This is a genomic window from Hymenobacter glaciei, assembly GCF_039539585.1.
GTDB classification, from domain to species: domain Bacteria; phylum Bacteroidota; class Bacteroidia; order Cytophagales; family Hymenobacteraceae; genus Hymenobacter; species Hymenobacter glaciei.
Genome location: NZ_BAABDK010000026.1, coordinates 20,226 through 42,306 on the forward strand (window position 1 = coordinate 20,226; position 22,081 = coordinate 42,306).

The 22,081-nt window shown below is 61.0% G+C and carries 15 protein-coding genes and 1 pseudogene; 10 read left to right on the forward strand and 6 right to left on the reverse strand.

Going from position 1 to position 22,081, the window contains the following annotated elements; translation table 11 throughout:
* Window positions 1-625 precede the first annotated feature (625 nt).
* A pseudogene (gene tnpA / locus ABD837_RS17060) lies at window positions 626-961 on the reverse strand (IS200/IS605 family transposase); the annotation flags it as partial.
* A 212-nt stretch (window positions 962-1,173) separates the two neighbouring features.
* Window positions 1,174-3,063 (reverse strand): sensor histidine kinase, encoded by a 1,890-nt coding sequence (locus ABD837_RS17065; protein WP_345056878.1) that lies wholly within the window; start codon window positions 3,061-3,063, stop codon window positions 1,174-1,176.
* Between the two features lie 255 nt (window positions 3,064-3,318).
* On the opposite strand from ABD837_RS17065, the gene ABD837_RS17070 reads away from it, so the two are divergent.
* Window positions 3,319-3,951: an NUDIX hydrolase N-terminal domain-containing protein gene (locus tag ABD837_RS17070; RefSeq protein ID WP_345056879.1), complete on the forward strand. Its 633-nt coding sequence runs from the start codon at window positions 3,319-3,321 to the stop codon at window positions 3,949-3,951.
* Between the two features lie 245 nt (window positions 3,952-4,196).
* Here ABD837_RS17070 and ABD837_RS17075 read toward each other — a convergent pair whose 3' ends face one another.
* On the reverse strand, window positions 4,197-6,338 hold the full coding sequence (locus tag ABD837_RS17075; RefSeq protein ID WP_345056881.1) for a carboxy terminal-processing peptidase: 2,142 nt from the start codon (window positions 6,336-6,338) through the stop codon (window positions 4,197-4,199).
* A gap of 315 nt (window positions 6,339-6,653) precedes the next feature.
* Between ABD837_RS17075 and ABD837_RS17080 the strand changes: the two genes are divergently transcribed.
* The 6 genes from ABD837_RS17080 to ABD837_RS17105 all read left to right on the forward strand — a co-directional run bounded on the left by ABD837_RS17080 (window position 6,654) and on the right by ABD837_RS17105 (window position 13,979).
* On the forward strand, window positions 6,654-8,072 hold the full coding sequence (locus ABD837_RS17080; RefSeq protein WP_345056883.1) for an alpha-amylase family glycosyl hydrolase: 1,419 nt from the start codon (window positions 6,654-6,656) through the stop codon (window positions 8,070-8,072).
* A gap of 189 nt (window positions 8,073-8,261) precedes the next feature.
* Window positions 8,262-9,401: a redoxin domain-containing protein gene (locus tag ABD837_RS17085; RefSeq protein WP_345056885.1), complete on the forward strand. Its 1,140-nt coding sequence runs from the start codon at window positions 8,262-8,264 to the stop codon at window positions 9,399-9,401.
* Between the two features lie 165 nt (window positions 9,402-9,566).
* On the forward strand, window positions 9,567-10,046 hold the full coding sequence (locus ABD837_RS17090; protein ID WP_345056887.1) for a DinB family protein: 480 nt from the start codon (window positions 9,567-9,569) through the stop codon (window positions 10,044-10,046).
* A gap of 288 nt (window positions 10,047-10,334) precedes the next feature.
* Entirely contained in the window at window positions 10,335-11,675 is a 1,341-nt protein-coding gene (locus tag ABD837_RS17095) for an alpha-amylase family glycosyl hydrolase (RefSeq protein WP_345056889.1), read from the forward strand.
* Between the two features lie 55 nt (window positions 11,676-11,730).
* Window positions 11,731-12,696 (forward strand): aldo/keto reductase, encoded by a 966-nt coding sequence (locus ABD837_RS17100; RefSeq protein ID WP_345056891.1) that lies wholly within the window; start codon window positions 11,731-11,733, stop codon window positions 12,694-12,696.
* A gap of 254 nt (window positions 12,697-12,950) precedes the next feature.
* On the forward strand, window positions 12,951-13,979 hold the full coding sequence (locus ABD837_RS17105; RefSeq protein WP_345056893.1) for an NADP-dependent oxidoreductase: 1,029 nt from the start codon (window positions 12,951-12,953) through the stop codon (window positions 13,977-13,979).
* A gap of 119 nt (window positions 13,980-14,098) precedes the next feature.
* On the opposite strand, the gene ABD837_RS17110 is transcribed toward ABD837_RS17105, so the two are convergent.
* Window positions 14,099-15,127: a transglutaminase-like domain-containing protein gene (locus tag ABD837_RS17110; RefSeq protein WP_345056895.1), complete on the reverse strand. Its 1,029-nt coding sequence runs from the start codon at window positions 15,125-15,127 to the stop codon at window positions 14,099-14,101.
* A 310-nt stretch (window positions 15,128-15,437) separates the two neighbouring features.
* Between ABD837_RS17110 and ABD837_RS17115 the strand changes: the two genes are divergently transcribed.
* Complete coding sequence (locus tag ABD837_RS17115) at window positions 15,438-16,154, forward strand: DUF421 domain-containing protein (protein WP_345056897.1); 717 nt, start codon at window positions 15,438-15,440, stop codon at window positions 16,152-16,154.
* 22 nt (window positions 16,155-16,176) lie between these two features.
* Here ABD837_RS17115 and ABD837_RS17120 read toward each other — a convergent pair whose 3' ends face one another.
* Complete coding sequence (locus ABD837_RS17120; RefSeq protein ID WP_345056899.1) at window positions 16,177-18,261, reverse strand: acylase; 2,085 nt, start codon at window positions 18,259-18,261, stop codon at window positions 16,177-16,179.
* A 280-nt stretch (window positions 18,262-18,541) separates the two neighbouring features.
* On the opposite strand from ABD837_RS17120, the gene ABD837_RS17125 reads away from it, so the two are divergent.
* Complete coding sequence (locus tag ABD837_RS17125) at window positions 18,542-18,976, forward strand: DUF983 domain-containing protein (protein WP_345056902.1); 435 nt, start codon at window positions 18,542-18,544, stop codon at window positions 18,974-18,976.
* A gap of 130 nt (window positions 18,977-19,106) precedes the next feature.
* A complete protein-coding gene (locus ABD837_RS17130) occupies window positions 19,107-20,018 on the forward strand; it encodes a WG repeat-containing protein (protein ID WP_345056904.1) in 912 nt (303 codons plus the stop codon).
* 54 nt (window positions 20,019-20,072) lie between these two features.
* Here the strand turns inward: ABD837_RS17130 and ABD837_RS17135 are convergent, their stop codons facing one another.
* Window positions 20,073-22,067, reverse strand: a complete 1,995-nt coding sequence (locus ABD837_RS17135) for a M1 family metallopeptidase (RefSeq protein ID WP_345056906.1) — start codon at window positions 22,065-22,067, stop codon at window positions 20,073-20,075.
* Window positions 22,068-22,081: the final 14 nt, after the last annotated feature.

Consider the following 22,081-nt stretch of genomic DNA (forward strand, 5'->3'; position numbering starts at 1 on the left):
CCAAGCCTTTCGCGCCGACGCCAATAAGAACAATGTGTCGGTCCGTTCAAAATGAGGAGCGTTATTGCTCCCCTTACTGAAAGCCCCAGCCGTGGTTTCAGTAGATTGCGCTAAGCAGGACCAAGCCGAAGCCACGCGCATAGTACGCCAACACCACGACCACAGGGGGGATGCGATTGACCCACTCATTATCTTCGTAGCGGTCGATAATCCGCGGGGAATAGCGGCGGCAATACCAGCCGGTGCCGCTGTAGAGGCCCCCGGCGCTCGCGAAAAATACGACCGGGTGCTTATCCAGTGCCCACCCGGTTAGGAGCAGGCGTTCCAGTACCATGCCCAGCGCAAGCGCATTTAACAAGAGGCACCCGGCAACCGGGCCGTACGCGCCCAAGGCAGCCACGCCCCAGTACCGGCCCGTCTTCGCGCCGTGGGTATGGCATTTGTAGTAAATGAGTATGGGCTAAAAGTCCATAGGTTTAAAGGCGAATGAAATTCGGCTATTCCGGCTAAAGTCGGTGAGGGCGGCAGGCTACTCGGGGATGAAGTTCTCGTTGCCGTTGGGTTGCTCGTTGTGGTGGTTCAACTACGCTTCTAACACCTCTTCCGTAATGCTGCCCATCCTTCACGCCCCGTAGCCAATGCCCCAGCAGTGCCCGCCCCAGTAGCGGCGCTTCAATTCGGGGAATTCCTGCAACAGCCGCTGGGCACTGCGCCCTTTTAAGCGCCGCACCAAGTCGCTCTTGCTGAGCGCTGGCAGATACGATACGTGCAAATGAATGTGGTCCTTGCGGACAACGCCTTTGAGGACCTGCACGTCTTGCGCGTTGCGCGTTTGCCGCAACAAGTCGCGGCAGCGGAGCTGCACCTCGCCCGTCAGCACCTGGTAGCGGTGCTTCGTGCTCCACACCAGATGGACTTGTAACTGCTGAACCGAATGACTGCCGGAGCGCGGGGGCTTTATGCCACAAAGCTACCCCACGCCTGAAATTGAGTAGCAACTAAAGTCTTGCCCTAAAGGGCATCGCTTTAATTAGCGCACCTGAAAAGTAAAGAGGGCAAGAAAGTACACCTAACAGTGGCACAGCAATAACCTGCGCTCACGAAAACGGTGATAAGGGGAACAAAATCTGTTTGATATAAGGAACAGTAATTCAGTTCTCTAAAACTGACAACTTAAAACCGGACGCTGAATGCGGCCCCCTCGCCCGGCACGCTCGCCACCGAAATTTTTCCGCCCAAGGTTTCAATCTGGTTTTTGGTCATGAACAAGCCGACGCCCCGGCTGTCGAACCCGGCGTGAAACACCTTGTGGAGCTTGAACACCTGCCCGCCGTACTTGGCCAGGTCGATGCCCAGGCCGTTGTCCTGCACCGTTAAGACCAGTTGCCCGTCGTCGAGGTGCGTGCTGACTTTGATGACGGGCCGACGCGTCGGGTGCGTGTATTTCAGGGCGTTGCTGACCAGGTTGTACAGAATGCTGTCCAGGTAAATCTTCGGGTAGTGGATAACGGGCACCCGCAAGTCCTGCTCGATGACGGCCTTTTTTTCGGCCATCTGCACCCCCAGGGCAACGGTGATGGTGGCCAGCAGGCGGGCCACTTCGCAGTCCTCGAAGGGGATTTCCTTGTTGAGCCGGACTTGCAGCACCTGCATCAGCTCCCCCAGGGTTGCCTGCAGGTTGCTGCTGGCCTGGTTCAGCATTTGGTACACCTTGTTGTCGCCGATGTCCGGCACCGATTTGGGCAGCAGGCCCAGCAAGGCCTGCAGGTTGCCGGCCGGGCCGCGCAGGTTGTGGGCCACGATGTTGTTGAACTCTTCCAGCTGCCCCAGCTTGCTTTCCAGCTCCACCGCCCCAATGTGCAGGGCTTCGTTGTTTCGCTCCAGCGCCCCTATCAGGTGCTTGGTCTGGGTGATGTCCACTATCTGGGAAATAAAAAACTGGGGCACGTCGTCCGTTCCCCACACCAGCGACACCGTCAATAGCGCCCACACGAACTGGCCGTTTTTGTGGATGTATCGTTTCTCCAGCTTATAAGTGTTGATTTCCTTGGCCAGCATTTGGCGCACGTAGCCCAGGTCCACTTCCAAATCGTCGGGGTGCGTGATGTCCTGAAAAGTGAGTTTCAGGAACTCGGCTCGGGAGTAGCCCAGCAGCTGGCACAAGGCCGGGTTGACGTCGGCCCAGCCCCCGGTGGGGGTCACGAAGGCGATGCCGATGCCGGAAAAATGAAACGCGCTGGAAAAGGTGCTTTCGCTGAGCCGGAGCATCTCCTGGAACACCTTCTGCGCATGAATATCTTCATGCGTGCCCACCAGGCGCAGGGCCGCGCCGGTGGCCGACCGCTGGGTGACCATGCCGGCAGTTCCTATCCATTTGTAGTTGCCGTCTTTACACCGCATGCGATACTCCGTCCGATAGGGTGGGGTTTCGCCGGCCATGTGCCGCTCAACCTCCCGCAACATCGGGTCTTTGTCGTCGGGGTGGACCCGCTTGTGCCACTCTGCGAAGTCCGATTCGATTTCCGAGTCGGCGTACCCCAGCATCTCCTTCCATCTTTTGGAGAAGAAAACTTTGTTGCCCGCCACATCCCAGTCCCAAACGCCCAGCTGGCCGCTGGCCAGGGCAAACTGCTGGCGCTCCTCGCTCTGCTGCAGCTCGGCGGTCAGCGTCTCGAAGCGCTGCTGCAGGAGGGCTTCGACCTGCGCGGGCGTTTGGAGCGCCAGCAGTTTGGGCAGTACCCGGAACAAGGCAATGACGGTGGCCCAGGAGACCACGGCTGTCACGAGCAGGAGCAGCGCGCTCACACGGTAAGCCGGCAGCCAAAACATCACGCTGTCGGCCAGGTGCGTGAGGCCGCAGGCAAAGATGAAGGCGATAAACAGCCAGAACAGGCCAGTGAAAGGCAACTCCCTCTTCCGCTTGTGCAAAAAGTAGTAGAGTATGCCCGGAATGGCAAAGTAGGCCAGCCAGATAGCCAGGCTTGATAGGATATACAGCCAGCCGTGGAAAGGCGTCCACTGGCCGCAGACCCAACGGGCCGGAAAGCCAGTGGGACTGAACAAGTCCCTCAGAAAATCAGCAAAAGAACTTATTAGAGCTATTTCCGAATTTGTGTACATTTCCTAAAAATCGTTAAAAGCTGAGCCGTGGAAGGTACAACCTAATGTATGTCAATTTGAAAAAAACGCTCTGAGAATAGGCGATGGCAATAAAAATCCCGTCAAAGCTGACCACGCGAACCCCGCCTTGCCGGTCACCTGTAGTAGGGTAATATTGCCATTTCGTTCGCTCCATTTCATCTCTTCTATTATAGGACGATGGCAAATCAAACGGATTGGATGGGCATTGCCCAACGCCTACTGGCCCTGGCGCAAGCGGGCCTGGCTTATACCCCTAATGCCTGCGATGCGGAACGCTACGAAGAGGTGCGGGCCCTGGGCCTGATGGCCGGCCTCAGCGGCGAACCGGTGGCGCAGCTCCACGCCCTGTTTGCGGGCGAAACCGGGTACCCCACCCCCAAAGTAGACATCCGCGCCGTGCTGTTTCGCGGCACCGACGAAGTGCTCCTCGTGCAGGAGAAAATGGACGGCAACCGCTGGTCGTTGCCCGGGGGCTGGGCCGACGTGGGCTACACACCCTTTGAAGTCGCGGTCAAAGAAGTCGGCGAGGAAACCGGCTTGGCCACGGAAGCTGTCCGGTTGCTGGCCCTGCTGGACAAAAGACAGCACGCGCACCCGCCGCAGCCGTGGTACGTGTACAAAGCCTTTGTGCTCTGCCGCGTGGTCGGCGGCGAACTGCAAGCCGACACGACGGAAACGGCGGGCGTACGCTGGGTGCACCGCACGGAATTGCCCGCGCTGGCCCTCTCCACGGACCGGGTAACGCGGGCGCAATTGGAGCGCCTTTTCGCCTTTGCACACGAACCGGACCTGCCCACTTGGTGCGATTAACGCCCGCCTGCTACCCCAACAGGAGTATATTGAAGGTTACGCTAACGGTGTTCAAATGAGGTGTAAGCCCAGTTACATACGGCAAATATTCACCTACGCTTTCTGGATTTGTGGTAGCAACAGCCGCTTCGTGAGCCTTAACGCACGGTGTTTCCCGTCTTCGAAGAGGACTCACAATAAACCAAAACGCCCCCGCCGCTACTGGAGCGACGGGGGCGTTTTGGTTTCTCAAGCGCCTGCAGCGGCTATTGCTTCAGCTCGTCGCCAATCACGGCTACAGCTTCGGCCAGGGCAGCATCCTTGCGCAGGGGCTTCAGGAAGCGGGCGGTGCGGCGGGCAGCCGAAGAGTCGGCGGCGGGGCGGATGTCAGCGGGCACGGCGCTCACGTCCAGGCCCGGCAGGGCGTTCTGGGCGGCGGTGCGCTGCTTGTTCTGGTCGCGGAATGTCTGCTGCTGGGTGCGGTAGGCCGCCAGGTTCAGCGAGAGGTTGGTGAGCTTGCGCTGGGCGGTGGCGCGCTGGGCGGCATCGGTGATGAGGCGGAAGCCAGGGCTGGCGGCTACACGGGCAGCGCTGGCGGCGCGCAGGGCGTCGAGGCTCGTGGGCAGCGTGTTGGTGGGCTGGTACTTGGCCGGCGCAATCTCATCCCAGGGCAGCGGGTACTCCGATTCCTGCTCGCCCTTGGCGTAGGAGCTTAGGGCATCGGGCAGGGTAATGTCGGGCACCACGCCTTTAAACTGGGTCGAGCCCCCGTTCACGCGGTAGAATTTCTGGATGGTGAGCTTAAGCGAACCCAGCGGCTTGATGGCCGCCACCTCGGGCGAGCTCACGGCGTTGTCGAGGTCGAGTACCTGCTGCACGGTGCCCTTGCCGTAGGTGGTGCTGCCGACGATGATGGCGCGGCGGTAGTCCTGCAGCGCAGCGGCCAGAATCTCGGAAGCCGAAGCACTGTATTTGTCCACCATCACCACCAGCGGGCCGCCGTACTGCACGGCGGGGTCGAGGTCGGCCAGCGGTTTGGCGGCGTTGCGGGCTTCTCTTACCTGCACGATGGGGCCGGTCGGGATAAACAGACCGCCCATTTTCACGGCATCGCCAAGCGAGCCGCCACCGTTCTGGCGCAAGTCGAGCACCACGCCGGCTACATTTTCCTTGGCGAACTTGGCCAATTCCTTCTGCACGTCGTCGGCCGAGCTGCGGCCGCCCTTGCCGCTGAAGTCGGCGTAGAAGCTGGGCAGGCGCAGGTAGCCGTAGGTGCGGCCGGCCTGCTTCACGAGGGCCGACTGGGCGTAGGTTTCTTCAATTACCACTACATCGCGGATGATGGGAATGACCTGCGTGGCGCCATCGGGCTTGCGCACCGTGAGGCGCACTTCCGTGCCCTTGGGGCCCCGAATGAGCTTCACGGCCTTGTCGAAGCGCATGCCTTCCACGCTCACGGGCTCGGCCGCGCCCTGGGCCACGCGCAGAATCACGTCGCCCACTTTCAGCTCACCCTGCCGGAACGAGGCCGAGCCGGGCACAATGTCAGTCACCTTGAGGTGGCCTTCGTCTTCAATCAACTGGGCACCGGTGCCTTCGAGGCGGCCGCTCATCGTGATGTCGAAGTTTTCGCGAACAATGGGCGCGAAGTAATCGGTGTGCGGGTCGTAGGTGTTGGCAATGACGTTGGCAAAGGCCGCGAGGCGGTCGTTGGCATCGTTTTGCAGCATGTCGGCGAAAGCTTCGTTGTAGTATTTCAGCACGCGCTTGCGGGCCTCGGCTTCGAGCTGGGCGGGGGTGCGCGCGGCTGTGGAGGTGGTAGTGGCCGAAGCGCCGACTTTGGCGGCGGCCAGCGGCTTGTCCTTCTTCTTGGCCTCCTCGTCCATCAGCTCCGAGAGGCGGGCCATGGTCTGGTACTTCAGCATTTTGCGCCACTGCTCGCGCTGCTCGGCGGCGTTGGCGGCGTAAGTAGCCTTGGTGGGGTCGGTTTCCCAGGTTTCAGCCACGGTGAAGTCGAAGGGCTTGGCCAGCACCTCGCGGTACAGGGCCTGCAGCTCCAGGGTGCGCTTGCTGATGAGTTGGCTGGTGGCGTCCAGAAACTCGTGGGTGCCGCCGCGCAGCTCGTCGTCAATCTGGGTTTTGAACGGGCCGAGCTGGGCCACTTCCGGGGCCAGCAGAAACTGCTTGTTGCCGTCCACGCGCTTCAGATACAAGTCGAATACGCGCTGCGAGAACTGGTCGTCAAGCTTCTCGGGCTGGTAGTGCAGCTGGTTGAGGCCGCTGAGCATGATGCCCAGCACCACCTGGTCGCGCGTGGGCGTGCCCTGGTATACAGAATAAGACGCCAGCCCCAGCAGGGCCAGCACGGAAGTGGAATACAATCCGAGCTTAAATCGGGAAAAAGCCATATGCAACGAGTATTGAGAGGAGAAGCAAGGTAGCACCGGCACTGTCGGCCAAGGGCATCTGGTGTCAGCTACCTAACCAGAATCGCACCAGTAATTGCTCCCATAGTCGAAAAATAAAGGCCAAAGGTTGCGAGAATGGCCTGTCAGGTCGAGCATAAGCGTCATGCCGAGCGCAGCCAAGGCATCTGGTGTGCAGCGGTAATCCAATCCATTGAGTTATGACCACACGCGAGATGCTTCGGCTGCGCTCGGCCTGAGCGTCGACCGCCTCCCCATAATCACCCCACGTAATCACCCCGCCCCTTACCTTGCGCTATGCCCTACCCTGCCCCTTTCCGCCCACTGTGGGCGCTGCTGTTGCCCCTGCTGTGGCTGGGGGCCTGCCAGCCCGGTACCAAATCGAAACCCGATTCAGCCGCATTCATTGTTCGGCACCCAAAGTGGGCCCGGCACGCCTCCATCTACCAGGTGAATGTGCGGCAGTACACCCCGCAGGGCACCTTGCGGGCCGCCGAGGTCGACCTACCGCGCCTCCAAGCAATGGGCGTGGGCATCCTCTGGCTGATGCCCATTAACCCCATCGGCCGCAGCCACCGCAAGGGCACGCTGGGTAGCGCTTACTCGGTGCGCGACTACCGCGCCGTGAACCCCGAGTTGGGCACGCTGGCCGATTTGCAGCACTATGTGGCCACCGCCCACCAACTGGGAATGCACGTTATTCTGGACTGGGTCGCCAACCACACGGCCTGGGACAGTAACCTTACCACCGAGCACCCCGACTGGTTTACCCGCGACGCGAAAGGCAACTTCCGCCCGCCCGTAGCCGACTGGCAGGACGTCATCGACCTCGACTATACCAAGCCCGCCCTGCGCCGCTACATGACCGAAAGCATGGCCTACTGGGTACGCACCGCGGGCCTCGACGGCTTCCGCTGCGACGTGGCCGGGCTGGTGCCCACCGATTTCTGGAACACCACACGGGCCGAGTTGGAAAAAATAAAACCGGTGTTCATGCTGGCCGAATGGGACGAGCTATTCCCGCCAACCTTCATCTCGAAGCAGGAATTTGACCCCCACACCCGCCTGCTCGAAAAGGCCTTTGATGCCGCCTACGCCCTGCGCCTGCACGGCCTGCTCGACAGCCTGGGCCGCCAGCAGAAGCCCACCGCCGAGCTCGCCCACTACCGGGCCGCCGAGCGCAAGCTGTACCCTGCCGGCACCAACCTGATGACCTTTACCAGCACCCACGACATCAACGCCTGGGACGGCAGCGAATACGAGCGCCTCGGCCAAAATGCCCTGCCCGAAGCCGTGCTCACCACCCTTTGGCCCGGCATTCCGATGCTCTACAACGGCCAGGAAGCGGCCATGCAGCGCCGCCTGCGCTTCTTCGACAAGGACACTATTCCCTGGAACGGCTACCCGCTGCAAGACTTCTACACCAAGCTGTTGCAGCTGAAGAAGCAGCACCCGGCGCTGGCAAATTTTGACGCAGAGGCAGCATTTCGGCTGCTGCCCAGCCCGCCGCAAACGGTTGCTTTCGAACGACGCAAAGGCTCCGCCGCCGTGGTCGTGATGGTGAATTTGAGCGACAAGCCGCAGCAACTTCCGCCGCTGGAAAACGCGGCCGCGTATCGGGCCCTATTCTCCACTTCCGACGGCCCCCGGGCTGCCACCACAGTTACCTTAGCGCCGCACGGCTTCCAAGTCTGGGAACAGTCCGGCAGGCAGTGAGCAACTACGTAGGCAGCCCGGACGAAGCGTTGCCACCGGCCCACGCAGTAAGCAGCCGGGCCCTTATTGCCCACTGCTATTCAGGGTTTGGGGCACTCGACCGTACCGCCGGGCTGAATGGGGTGGCAGCACCCGAGGCAACCATTTCCGCCCGCCCAGTATCATTTCCCCATTCACAACTTTCCTTCCATGAAACGTTTCCTCTGCAGTACCCTACTCCTACTGCCCGTACTGGCCCAGGCGCAAACCGAAAATTTTATAGTGAAAGGCACTGTGGGTGCCCCGGCCGGCGTCACGAAAGCGTACTTGGGCCATGCGGCCAATCAAAAATGGGTGACAGACTCAGTAGCTGTAACCAACGGCCATTTCGAATTCCGGGGTACCCTCCTCGAGCCGGTGCGGGCTTCTATCGCATTCAGCCACAACGGCCAATCCGAACGGAAATCGCAGGATTTGAGAAGGGAGGTGTTTTACCTGGAAAACGGCACCGTGGAGGTGGTAACGCCCGATTCGGCCACCAAAGCCACTGTCCGCGGCACGCCCCTCAACGATGATTATGCCCGGTTGCGCGGTTTGCATAATCAGCTGGGCGACCGGGCCAACGGCCTGAAAAAGCAGTCGCTGGCCCAGCCCGAGGCGACCCGGAACTCTCCCGCTTACCAGAAGCAGCTGGCAGATAGGCTCACCGCCCTTGCGGCCGAACAGGAGAAAGTAGATACCGATTACGTGAAGGCGCATCCCGATTCACACCTCAGCTTGTTCATCTTGTTTGATATGCTGTCGGAGAACCCCGATGCCAGGCTTTCTGCTACCCTCTACCAAGGCCTGAGCGCCAAGGCCCGCAGTACGCCACGGGGGCAGCGCGTCGCGGCACGAATCAAGGACCTGCAGCAAGTAGCCGTGGGCACCATGGGTCCCGATTTCACGCAGAACAACCCCAAAAACGTGCCCGTGACGCTGAGCAGCCTGCGCGGCCAGTACGTGCTCATTGATTTCTGGGCCAGCTGGTGCGGTCCCTGCCGTGCCGAAAATCCCAACGTAGTGAAGGCCTACAATACCTTTAAGAACAAAGGCTTTACTATCCTCGGCGTGTCGCTCGACAGTAAAAGCAGCCGCGCAGCCTGGCTTCGCGCCATCGAGAAAGACGGCCTGACCTGGACGCAGGTATCGGACCTGAACTCCTTCGACAACGCGGCCGCCAAGGCCTACCACGTGCAGGGTGTGCCGCAGAACTACCTGCTCGACCCGCAGGGCAAGATTGTGGCCGTTAACCTGCGCGGAGATGAGCTGCAAAGCACGCTCAGCAAGCTGCTAAACAGGGCCAACTAACCCTTTCCGGCAATTAGCTACGCCGCAAATCGGAGTCCTTCCACTTGGGAAGCGGCATTGGTTTGCGGCGTTTTTTGTACAGTTAAGTGAAGCGCGCATGTTAGGCCAAGCACCGCGAATTATGGCCGTTTACTTTTGCCTGACGACTTACCAGCTCAACTTCTTATGGCCGACGTTTTCGCCCAACAATATGCCCTTGTAGCCAGCGCCCGCAGTGTCCTACTGGATTATTGCGCCACTTTGGCTCCGGAGCACTTCGCCGCGCCCGTGGCCGCAATGAACAACGGCAGCATCCGCGACCTGCTGGTGCACGGGGCCGGCTGCTACTGCCACTGGTTGGGGCAGGTTGGGCTGGGCCAAACGGCTACGCTGCCGCAGCCAGAAATGGTATCGGATGTGGCTACCCTGCGCGCCGTTTTCGCGGGCGTGGATGCATTGGTGGCCGACTTTCGCCAGCACTATGCCGCCGAGTGGCTAACGCCGAGACTGTTCGTTCTGCCGCGCCAGCCGCAGCCGCACGAGCTCACGCCGCTGCAGCTGTACACGCACACCGTCACGCACGAATTTCACCACAAAGGGCAGGTACTGAGCATGAGCCGCCTGCTGGGCTACGTGCCAGTCGATACCGACATCATCCGCACCTAGAGTCTGCCTGGCGCCCCGAACAACCGCCCGAAACTCCGGGTAGTGGCTGCTCAACATCACGCTTAGAGCAGTTTCGTGGTCAGTGTACAGGTTGAACGATGTAGGGGCGGGGTCTTACCCAATAGGGCCTGCCCCCGCCCATCGTTGAACGATTCAAGATTGGGCCGTTCAACGATGGACGGGGTCTGCCCTACCGGGTACGACCCCGCCCCTACATCGTTCTGGCGTTGCCCCGGCGGCAACGGCCACCCGGGCCAGCGCGTAGCGGGATACTCTACCTCGCCTCATATGTCCGACCACCCGCTTGCCAACCGCTTTACCGTGGCCCACCCCGAGTGGGCGGCCCACGCCATCATTTACGAAGTCAACGTTCGCAACTTCACACCCGAAGGCACTTTCCGGGCTTTTGAGGCGCATTTGCCGCGCCTGGCCGCAATGGGTATCGGCATTGTGTGGCTAATGCCAGTGCACCCCATTGGTGAGCTCGGGCGCAAGGGTTCGCTGGGCTCGCCCTATGCGGTGCGCGACTACTTCGCCGTGAACCCGGAATTCGGCACGCTCGCCGACCTGCGCCAGCTCGTGCAGGCGGCCCATGCGCTGGGCCTGCGGGTGCTGCTCGATTGGGTGGCCAACCACACCAGCCGCGACAATGCCCTTATCTCTGAGCACCCCGACTGGTACCAGCACGATGCCGCCGGCCAGCTGGTGCCGCCCGTGGCTGACTGGACCGACGTGGTGGCGTTAGATTACGACAACCGCGAAATGCGCCAGTACATGACCGAAGCTCTGGCCTGGTGGCTGCGGGAAACCGACATCGACGGCTACCGCTGCGACGTGGCCGGCCTCGTGCCCACCGATTTCTGGAACGAAGTACGGCCCGCGCTCGACGCCATTAAGCCGGTATTTATGCTGGCTGAGTGGGACGAGCTTTACCCGTCGGGCGGGCTGAGCTGGGAGGAGTTCGACTCCGACACGCGGCTGCTCGAACGGGCCTTCAACATGAGCTTTGGCCTGCGCCTGCATTACCTGCTCGACCGCATCGGCGAGGGCCGCGCTACGCTGGCCGAAATCGACGATTACCTGGCCGCCGAGCGCGACAAATACCCCCCCAGCGTGTACCTGATGCACTTTACCAGCAACCACGACGTGAACAGCTGGGACGGCACCGAGTACGAACGCCTGGGCCCGTTGGCGCTGCCCTTCGCCGTACTCACGGCCCTGCTGCCGGGCATGCCGATGCTTTATTCAGGCCAGGAAGCGGGCCTCAAACGCCGGCTGGAATTCTTCGACCGCGATACCATCGACTGGCGCGGCTACCCCTTGCAGGACTTTTACACCCGCCTTTTTCAGCTGAAGAAAAGCCACCCGGCCCTGCGCAACGGCGACCCCAACAGCGAGTTCGAGCGTCTGTCCGCTCCGGCCGAGGTCTACGCCTTCACCCGGGCCAAAGATGGCATGACTGTGCTGTGCGCCGTGAACGTAACCGGCGAAGCCCGAAAGCTGCCGGCCAGGGCCGGCCAGTGGCGCGATGTGTTCAGCAACGAAACACTAACACTGGGTACCAGCCAGCAACTCGAAGTGCCCGCTCACGGCTGGCGGGTGCTGGTAGCCGAGCCCGCTGCTGGCTAACCTTCGGAGACGATTTTCGGTTAGTGAAACTCATTTCTTGAATCTTCAACTTGCTATGCAAACCCGTGAACTCGGCCGCTCCGGCCTGCAAATCTCGCCCCTTATGCTGGGCGGTAACGTCTTCGGCTGGACGATTGACGAAGCCACTTCCTTCGCCGTGCTCGACGCCTTCGTGGCCAACGGCGGCAATGCCATCGATACCGCCGACGGCTACTCGGTGTGGGTGCCCGGCCACGTCGGCGGCGAGTCCGAAACCATTATTGGCAAGTGGCTGCAGCGGCGCGGCCGGCGCGATGATGTCATCATCGCCACCAAAGTGGGCTGGGAAGTGAACGCCGACAACAAGGGCCTGAAAAAGGACTACATCCTGCGCGCCGTGGAAGGCTCACTCAAGCGCCTTAGCACCGATTACATCGACCTGTACCAGTCGCACAAAGACGACCCGACCACTGCCGTGGAGGAAACCCTTGAGGCCTATGCCCAGCTGGTGCAGGAGGGCAAGGTGCGCGCCATCGGAGCCTCCAACTTCACGGCGGCGCGCCTGCAGGAGTCGCTGGATGCCAGCGCCAGGCACGGTTTTCCGCGCTACGAGACGCTACAAAACCTCTACAATCTGTACGACCGCGCAGACTTCGAGCAGAGCCTCGCCCCACTCCTGCTGCGGGAAAACATCAGCGCGATTCCGTACTACGGCCTTGCCGCCGGCTTCCTCACCGGCAAATACCGTTCGGAAGCCGACCTGCAAAAAAGCCCACGCGGGGCCGGTGTTGGCCAGAAATATCTCAATAAAAAGGGCCTCAACCTGCTCACCGCCATCGATGCCGTGGCCGACCGCCAGCAGGCCATACCCGCCCAGGTTGCCCTGGCCTGGCTGATGCAGGCCCCCGCCGTGACTGCGCCCATTGCCAGCGCCACCAGCGTGGGCCAGGTAACGGAACTGCTCGAAGCCACCGAGCTGCGCCTGACGGCGGAAGACATGGAAACGCTGGCGCAAGCCCAGCCGGTGAAGGCGACTGAGTAGAACAGTAATCTACGAAGTAGAACGTCATCATTGACCGGCATGCCGAGCGTAGCCGAGGCATCTTGCCCGCCACCAGTAATCCCTGTCGATTGGATTGCTTACTGCGAGCAAGATGCTTCGCTACGCTCTGCATGACGGTCTACTTTCACTGAAAACACCATCATGATAACGGCCCAGTCGGCAATTTCCTAACCTAGGTTAAGCTCCGCTCGCCCCAACTTGCGCCTTGCTTCTCCACTCTCAACCCTTACAGAATGCCCCTTTCCAACACCCGCGTCAAACTCGCCTCGCGCCCCGTGGGGCTGCCGCAGCCGGCCAACTTTGAAATTGACACCCTGGCGGTGCCTGCGCTAGCCGACGGCCAGATGCTGGTGAAAATCAGCTTTATTTCCCTCGACCCCGCCATGCGCGGCTGGATGAACGAGGGCCGCAGCTACATCAAGCCCATTGCCATTGGCGACGTGTTTCGGGCCGGAGTGGCCGGGCAAGTGGCGGAGTCGAAAAACCCCGCTTTCGCCGTGGGCGACTACGTGACGGGCAACCTTGGTGTGCAGCAATACGCCGTGGTAGGCGCCGGTGCCACCGACCCGCGCAGCCCCGACTACCTCGTAAAAGTGGACCCGCGCATAGTCCCGCTCGAAGCTTACCTGGCCACCCTGGGCATGCCGGGCATGACGGCCTACTTCGGCCTGCTCGACACCGGCCAGCCCAAACCGGGCGAAACCGTGGTGGTATCCGGCGCGGCGGGGGCTGTGGGCAGCGTGGTGGGCCAGATTGCCAAGCTGAAAGGCTGCCGCGTGGTAGGCATCGCCGGTGATAAGGAGAAGTGCGACTACTGCGTGCAGACGCTGGGCTTCGACGCCTGCATCAACTACAAAACCGACAACGTGCGCCAGGCCCTGCGTGACGCCTGCCCCCAGGGCATCGACGTGTATTTCGACAACGTGGGCGGCGAAATTCTGGACCTCGTGCTGGAACAAATCCGCATGAAAGCGCGCATTGTTATCTGCGGCGCTATTTCGCAATACAACAACACAACGCCGGTGAAGGGCCCCAGCAATTACCTCTCGCTGCTGATGAACCGCGCCCGCATGGAAGGCATCGTGGTATTCGACAACGCCGCCAACTACGGCACCGCCGCCCGCGAAATGGCTGGCTGGATTCAGGAGGGCAAACTGCACTCGCCCAAAATTCAGGTCGAGCACGGTGTCGAAAACTTCCTCCCGGCCCTACTGAAGCTGTTTTCGGGCGAGAACTTCGGCAAGCTGGTGCTGGCCCCGTAGAACGGCTCTCCTGTCATCCTGAGCGCAGCGAAGGCCCTTATCACGTTTATGCCGATAGCGAGTTGTGCTAATCGTTCAAACGTGATAAGGTCCTTCGCTGCGCTCAGGATGACAGAACCCTACTGCGCGATGATGTCCGAATACTCGTATTTGCGGGCCACATCCAGCGGCTTGCCGTCGGCCTCGGCATAAGGGTACACGAAGTAGTTGAGCGGCGGGCCGGCTTGCTTGGGCGCCAGTTCCACGTCGCGGCCGCGGGTGAACTCGACGCGGTTCTCGTCGTGGGCGCCAAAGAAGTAGGCGCGCTTATCGGGGTTCTTGGCGGCTTCGGAAGCATCGACAGGCACCCAACCGGTTTCAGGCGTGAAGAATTCGGCCCAGCAGTGGTAGCCCTTGATTTCGCCGTGGCCGCGCTCGGCTGGCAGCGGCAGCCCGATGCTGAAACGCGCCGGAATGCCCAGGCTGCGGCAGTAGCCAATGACGATGGCGTGGAAGTCGGTGCAGTTGCCGCGGCGGGCGTCGCAGGCGTAGTAAATGTCGCCGCGGCCCCAGCCCTGGCCGGTTTTATCGTAGGTCACGGTGCTCACCACATGCTCGTAAATGGCGCGGGCTTTTTGGAGCGGGGTTTTGGCGTTGGCCTTGGCGACCACTTCTTCGGCCTGCTGCTTGATTTTAGCATCGAGCGGCACGAGGCGGTCGGGGGCCAGCCAGCGGGCCAGGTTGGGGTCGGTTTTTTCTTTGGCGGGCTTGGCCGTGGGCGTGTTGGCGCGCAGGTTGAGGTGTTCGCGGCGCGTGATTTGCCCTTTTATTGTTATCACCAAGGGCGCGGTGGGTACGGTTGTAAGGCGCAGGTGGAACATTTGGTTGCCATAAGCACCACGCTCAATTTTAGTTGGGGTCCTGCCACCGGCCGGTTCAACAAAATCAATCGTCAACTTACTAACGTCCTGCGAGGCATCGGCGTGCGGCACAGGCAGCCACAAATCCAGGGTTTTGGTGCCGGCCGGTGGCACGGGCACGGTAGCCGTGCTGGTAAGCACGAACGTGCGGCTGCGGGGCACAACGGCCTTCTGGGCCTGGGCACTGAGGCCGGACAGCAGCCCAGCCGCGCCCAGCAGCCCCACCCGAATGGCGGAGGAAATCAACAACGAAACATTCACGGCAACGAGACAACAAGTCGCTGCTAGCGGGCGTCGGCGAAGCTGGATTACAAGGCTTTTAGTTGTTGGTTGCTCGTTGTCAGTTGTCCGTTTCAGAAACGAGCAACCAACAACTATAAGCCCTTGCAACTCGGCGGCCACCGCTGCGTGCGATGCCCGCCGACGCAGCGCCGCCGTGCGACGCCCGCCAGTCAGGGCCAACCAGACCCCAGCAGTGCGACAAAGGTACGCCCGCACGGCGCGGCCAACAGTTAAGCTAGCGGATGCGTACCAGCAGGCTCAACTGTTGCTCCCACTTATGCTGCTCCTCGCTGAAACCGTCACCCCTTTCGACTGGCAGCGCCTGCTTTGGACGGCCGATGCGCCGCCCACCTTCCTCTTCGAAGTCTTGTTTCGGTGCGTGGTAACCTACCTCATGCTGCTGGCGACGCTGCGCGTAACGGGCCGGCGCGGGGTGCGCCAACTTTCCATTTTTGAGCTGAGCATTATTCTGGCGCTGGGCTCGGCGGCGGGCGACACCATGTTTTACCACGACACGCCGCTGCTGCCCGTGGCTATTGTGTTTGCGGCGGTGAGTGCGATGTACTGGCTGTTCAACCGCCTCACCGAGTGGTTTCCGCGCTTCAGCGACTGGCTCGAAGGCACGCCCGTGCTCCTCGTGGAGGAAGGCCGCATCAATATAAAAAACCTCGACAACCTCAACCTGACGCAGAAGGAGCTTTTCGGCGAGCTGCGCCAGCAGCAGGTGGAACACCTCGGCCAGGTGCGCCGTGCCTACATGGAAGCCACCGGCAACCTCAGCGCCTACTTCTACGCCCCCGATTCGGCCTTGCCCGGCTTGCCCATCTGGCCCGAGTTCCTGGAAAAATCGCAGCACCGCGTAGAAGCGGCCGGCGCGCACGCCTGCTGCAAATGCGGCGAAGTACAGGAGTTGACGCGCGGCCAGGCAGCAACCTGCCCGGTGTGCGAGGCCCCCGATTGGGTGCCGGTGTGTAAGGCAAAACGGGAAGCTTAAAAGGAACCGTGTATGCGCTCGCTTACTTGATTGCGCCGGGCACGGACAGCTGCTCCTTTTCTTCCAGGCTTTTCAGCACGGCCTCGCGGGTGAGCAGCGCGGGGCGCAGCTTTTTCTGCGACAGCAGCGCGACCTGGTCGCCGATGTGCTTGCTGCCCGGCTGGGTGGCGTTGCCGTAGCTGAGCGACACCTGCGCGTGCACCTTGGGCCCAAACTCGGTTACGGCCACGTAGCTGTCGCCGAAGAAAGCATAGTCCTTATTATCGGCCGGGCTGTGCTGGTAATACATGGTGCGGAAGATGCCATATTTGGCGGAACCGCCGTTGGCTGGCTCGTTGTAGGCGCCCACTTTGAAGCGGTGCGTGTCGCCCCAGGCCACGTCGAGGCGGCCGTACTGTTTCTCGGTTTCGGCGGCGGCGGTGGCTAGCTGGGCCACGGCCACTTGCGGGTCTTTCAGGCCGTCGGGCGTGGTCACGGGCTGCGCAGGGTTGAAGGCTACGGCCGCCATGCTGGGTTTTTGCAGGTCGAACCACTTGGCAAACAGCACCGCGCCCCGGCTGTCGGCGTTGGTGGTTTTGTCCCAGGCTTTGAGCACGGCGGCCGCTTTCTCAGCATTGGCATCGGGGTACTTTTGCACGGCGGCCAGCAAATCGTCCAGAAACCGGTCGGCGGCCTCCATGCCGGTGTTCAGCTTGTAGCCCACCAGCTCGTCGAAGGTGATGGACGCGTCGTCCTTTACCAGGTTCACGGCGCGCTGGGGCCGCAGGGCCATCACCTCGCGGGGCGCCATGTACGTCGGAAAGTTTTCGGGCTTGAGCACCGGCGGGTAGGTGCAGGTCCAGGGGGCATCGTTGGCGTTCTGCACGAAGCCGCTGCTGGGGTTGAACACCTTGGGCAGGTCGGCGTAGGGATGGTAGGAGTTCCAGATGTACTTAGATGCAGTGCCATCGACGGTGCCGTTCCAGAATTTCCAGTCACCCGAGGGCCGCTTGGGCACGTTGCCGTTGAACAGGTACAGAATGTTGCCGGCCTGGTCGGCATACACCACGTTGAACATCGGGTTTTGCTGCATTTTCAGGGCCGTCTCGAAGGCTTTCCAGGTCTGGGCTTTCGCCATCTGGTGGTACTGACTGGCGAAAAAGGCATTTTCGAGGCCAGCCACCCGCACGGCGTAGACCTTGCCGTTTTTCTCGCCCAGCACCGGGCCGTGTTTGGAGTAGGCCAGGTCGAGCGTTTGGGTGCGCAGGCTGCCGTCGGGCTGCCGCACTTTCAGGTCCACGCGCTTCTTCTCGAACGCCTGCGTCTGGCCGTCCAGTAGGTAGCCCGTGCCTTGCAGCGTCAGCGCGTACCGGTCCGACGCGTCGATGGTGTTCACCGTGTGCGTCCAACCCAAGTGCTCGTTGAAAGCAATGGACAGCGCCGGCGTGCCCACCAGGCCCACGCCGTAGGCATTGAAGCCCGGAGCCGTGAGCTGGGCTTCAAAAAACAGGTAGAAATCGCCCCAGGGCAAATGCGGGTTGGCCACCAGCAAAGCGTTTTTAGAAGCCGATTTGGCCGGCGCAATGGCGTAGGAATTGGAGCCCGGCGCGAGGGCGCGGGCCACGCCCTGAATGTCGTCGGCCGCCAGAAACTCCAGGCACAGCACGCGCGTGGTATGGGTCAGCACGTCGGGCACGGTGATGGGCAGCACCTGCTTCATGGCCGGGTCGATGGCTTCGGGGTGGGCCTGTGCGTAGGCGTTCACGCCCCGCACAAACGCATCGAGCCGGGCCTTGTCGGCGCCCTGGTTTTTGGCGTAGTTGCGCCTGGCGGTTTCCGGCAGGTCGAACAGTCGGATTTGCTTGTCGGAGGCGAGGTATTTCTCGCCCCAGTACTCGGCGGCCCGGCCGCGCGCCTGGCCGTATAGCTTGAGCAGCAGGTTGGCGTGGTTGTGCATCTGGGCCCAGCCAAACGCGTAGTACATGTCGTTTTCATTGGCGGCGTACACGTGCGGCACACCGTAGCTGTCCCACAGAATATCGGTGGCTTTTTGGGCCTGGGCGGGCGCACAGCTCAGTAGCAGGCCAGCGGCCAGAGTTCCCAGTTTTTGGGGCAATGAAAACGTCATCAGGTGTTGGGTTGATTGGGGAGGACCGCCGCGCAACATGCGAACGGGCAGCCAGCGAGTAAGTCCTGGGCAATATTTCGAGCAACTTACAGCAAAGCAAGCACTACCAAGCCCTTATCACCTTTGCACCCAACAAACCGGCCGCAAAGGCCCATTCCCATCTACATACTTTTGAAAAAATCAAGGCGGCAAACGCGGCACCGGCCGTTTGCGCATGGGCGCGGGGCGCATTTCCCCGTATAGCTTTCGTTGACTTATGCCTGCTTCCCCCGCCCCCGTTATGGACGAAACTACCGACACCTACGAACTCGTCGACTCGACGGCCCTGGCCCTGGCCAAGCTGCGCTGCCCGCGCTGCCACCAGGGCAAGCTGTTCTCGTACTCGGCGCTGAACGTGACCAAGTTTGCCCGCATGCCCGCGCAGTGCCCCGTGTGCAGCCAAACGTTCGAGCCCGAGCCGGGCTTCTATTTCGGCTCGATGTACATCACCTTTGCCTTCAACGTGGCCACCTTCCTGGTGATGGGCGTGCTCATCTACTTCCTCCTGAGCGACCCCGATACGTGGGTGTATGTGAGCGTTATCACCGGAATTACGATACTGCTCACGCCCGTTATTCTGCGCTACTCCCGGGCCCTGATGCTGTACTTGTTTGGCGGCGTGCAGTACAACCACAACCTGGCGCGGCGCGGCACTGTGGATACGGAAGAAGCTTAAGGAGCTTTTCCCATTGGTCGATATCAAAAAAAAGCCCCGACTGCTTCGCAAGCAGTCGGGGCTTTTGGTTTCGGGCGCTTTTCTATTGCGTTAAATTCGCCAGGTAAAAGCAGCCCCATCTTGTTGTCTTATGCGATTTCTCTGCGGCACACTGCTCCTTTTGGTGTTTTCCACTCTCGGCTATGCGCAACGCATTGATTCCGCTGTTGCCCACATCGAGCAAAAAGGCTTTTTCGTTCCTAACGCATTCGGAACTGCAACCGCGCCATTCCTGGCTTATAAAAAGGACCCGAATGGCGGGCTGACTATATCCGGCACTATGCCAGTGTATTATTTTGACTTTCGTGGCAATGTGCTGCCGGGTTGTCCTTATGAATACACCTCGTTGCCATTTGAAAAGAAAAACCGGGCAGTAGTAACCCGGAATGGGTTGGTTGGAATGATTGACCAGCAAGGCCGGGTGGTGGTGCCGCTACGATTCCAACGGCTGGAATTGACAAATCATCCCAATGGCTGGCTGCGGGTTCGCCTGAACGGCCACTGGGGGCTGATAGATTCGACGGGGCAGGTGCAGCTCGAACCCAGCTACGACGAAATAGAACCGTTTTCGGATGGCATGGCCGCCGTAAAGCAAACCGGGAAATGGGGATTTATTGACCTTGCCGGCCGTGAGGTAATTGCTCCAATGTATAGTCATGTATGGCGGAGTTTTCACGAAGGATTTGCGGCCGTGGACACTACCACGCAGCCAAATAAAAATGCGGTTGGCTTCATCAACAAGCAAAACCAAGCCATCACCGCGTTCAAGTACGCTTACCCGTTTTGCGTCAATCGCCGCAACACCCACTCTCGAGATTATACTTCCTACTACCAATTCCGCTGCGGTTACGCATTGGTTCGCAACAACAACTGCGAAACTGGAGTCATCGACACGCTTGGCCGCGAAGTGTTGCCAGTCCGGTTTTATCGCATCGAAATAACCGATTCTACGCTGGTTGGCCATCGCAACAAACAGCAAATGACCTATAAAACACCGCGCTAACCCGACGGTTGGCTCAGCATTTTACAGGTCATTCCTGTTGCAATCAACCCGGTGCTACTTCAGCACCTGCGCGCGCCACACGTTGTTGCCGGGGTTGGCATCGGGCAGCAGCTTGGTGGGGTTCAGGCGCACCAGCGTGAGCGGCGTGGTCGAGTTATAGCGGAAGGTCCAGGTGCCGCTGCGCTGCCACACTTCCACGGGCAGGCGCACGCGGGTGGTTTTGCCGCTGGTTTCGGTCACGTCGGCGATGATGGGCATGGCGGCCTGGCCCTTGTTCTCCACGGTGATGAGGGCGCCCTGGGCGGGGTCCTGGTTCACGTAGGCCACGGTGGTTACCGCCTGGTCGAGTACCCAGTTGTTGTACACCCACTCGCGCCAGAACCAGGTCAAATCCTCGCCGCTGGCCTCGTTCATCGTCCGGAAAAAGTCCTTGGGCTGCGGGTGCTTGAAGGCCCAGCGCTTGATGTAGGTGCGGAAAGCGTAGTCGAACCGGTCGGGCCCGAGAACTTCCGAGCGCAGCAGGAACAGGCCGTAGCCCATTTTGCTGTAGGCCGCATAGCCCAGCATGTTCGAGGGCGTCACGTCGGGCACGGTGTAGGGCGGCACCGTAGTCGGGTCCATCGTATAGCGGATGTTGCCCCTCACGAGGCTCATCGTGTCGTTCAGCTGCTTAGCGTACTCGCCGTTGTTGAAGTCAGCGCTCGACAGGATGTTGATGAAGGTGTTGAAACCTTCGTCCATCCACGGATATTTGCGCTCGTTCGAGCCCACAATCATCGGGAACCAGTTGTGGCCGAACTCGTGGTCCGTCACGCTGTACAGGCTGGCTTTACGGGCCTTCACACCGCAGAATACGATGCCCGGATACTCCATGCCGCCTACCACGCCGGCCACGTTAGTAGCCACCGGGTAGGTGTATTCGTACCACTGCTTCGAGTTGTATTCGATGCTTTTTTTCACGTATTCCGTCGAGCGGTTCCAGGCCGTGTCCTGGGCGGCTTCGGCCGGATACAGCGACTGCGCCAGCGACTTGCGGCCGCTGGGCAGATTCATCTTGGCGGCGTCCCACACGAAGGCCGACGACGCGGCCCAGGCCACGTCGCGCGCCCGCTGGCAGCGGAAATGCCAGGTCAGGCGCCCGTTTTTGCCACTGGGGCGCGAACCGGCCTGCGTCACCTCATCCACCGAACGCACGATGACGGTTTTGTCCGAAGCAGCAGCTTTAGCCAGGCGGCTTTGCTGGGCGCTGGTCAGCACTTCGGTGGGGTTCACCAGCTCGCCCGAGCCGCCCACGAGGTAGTTGGCGGGCACGTTCACGGTGTAGTCGAAGTCGCCGTATTCGAGGTAAAACTCAGCCGTAAGGTAGGGCAGCGTGTTCCAGCCTTCCACGTCGTCGTACACGGCCATGCGCGGGTACCATTGCGCCACTTCGAAAATTTCGCCGTTTTTGGTTTGCAGGCGCCCCAGCCGGTCGGAGCCGTACTCGGGAATGCTGAAGCCGTAGGCAATGTTGATTTTCAGCTTGTCGCCGTTGGGTTTCAGCGCCTCGGGCAGCATGATTTGCATGCGCGTATCGGTCACGCGGTAGGTGGCCTTCAGCTTCTTGCCATGCAGCTCGATGCTCACGGTTTGCAGCGTGTCGCCGCCCCGGAAACCGCGCGAGTTGTTGCCGAAGCGCCCGCCGCCCACCGGCGTAATGGCCGCCCCGCGCGAGTCTTCGCGGTACAGGTTCTGATCGACCTGCAGCCACACGAAGGGCAGCGCGTCGGGCGAGTTGTTGGTATAGGTAATGGCCACGGTAGCCGTCACGCGGGCCGTCTTCTCATCAAGGCGGGCGTCGATTTTATAGTCGGCCGCGTTCTGCCAATACTCGGCTCCGGGCTGGCCGCCAGCCGTGCGCGTGGGCGTGCTCAGCTGCTCGATGAAGGAAGGGTTGAACAGCGTGCGCGAGTCGTAGGCCGGGCCGGTGTTTACGTTTTGAGCCAGGGCCGGGCCGGCCGCCAGCAGGGCCACACCCAGCAGCGCGCCGGGCAATACAGGAAGTTTCATGCGAATGATGAAGG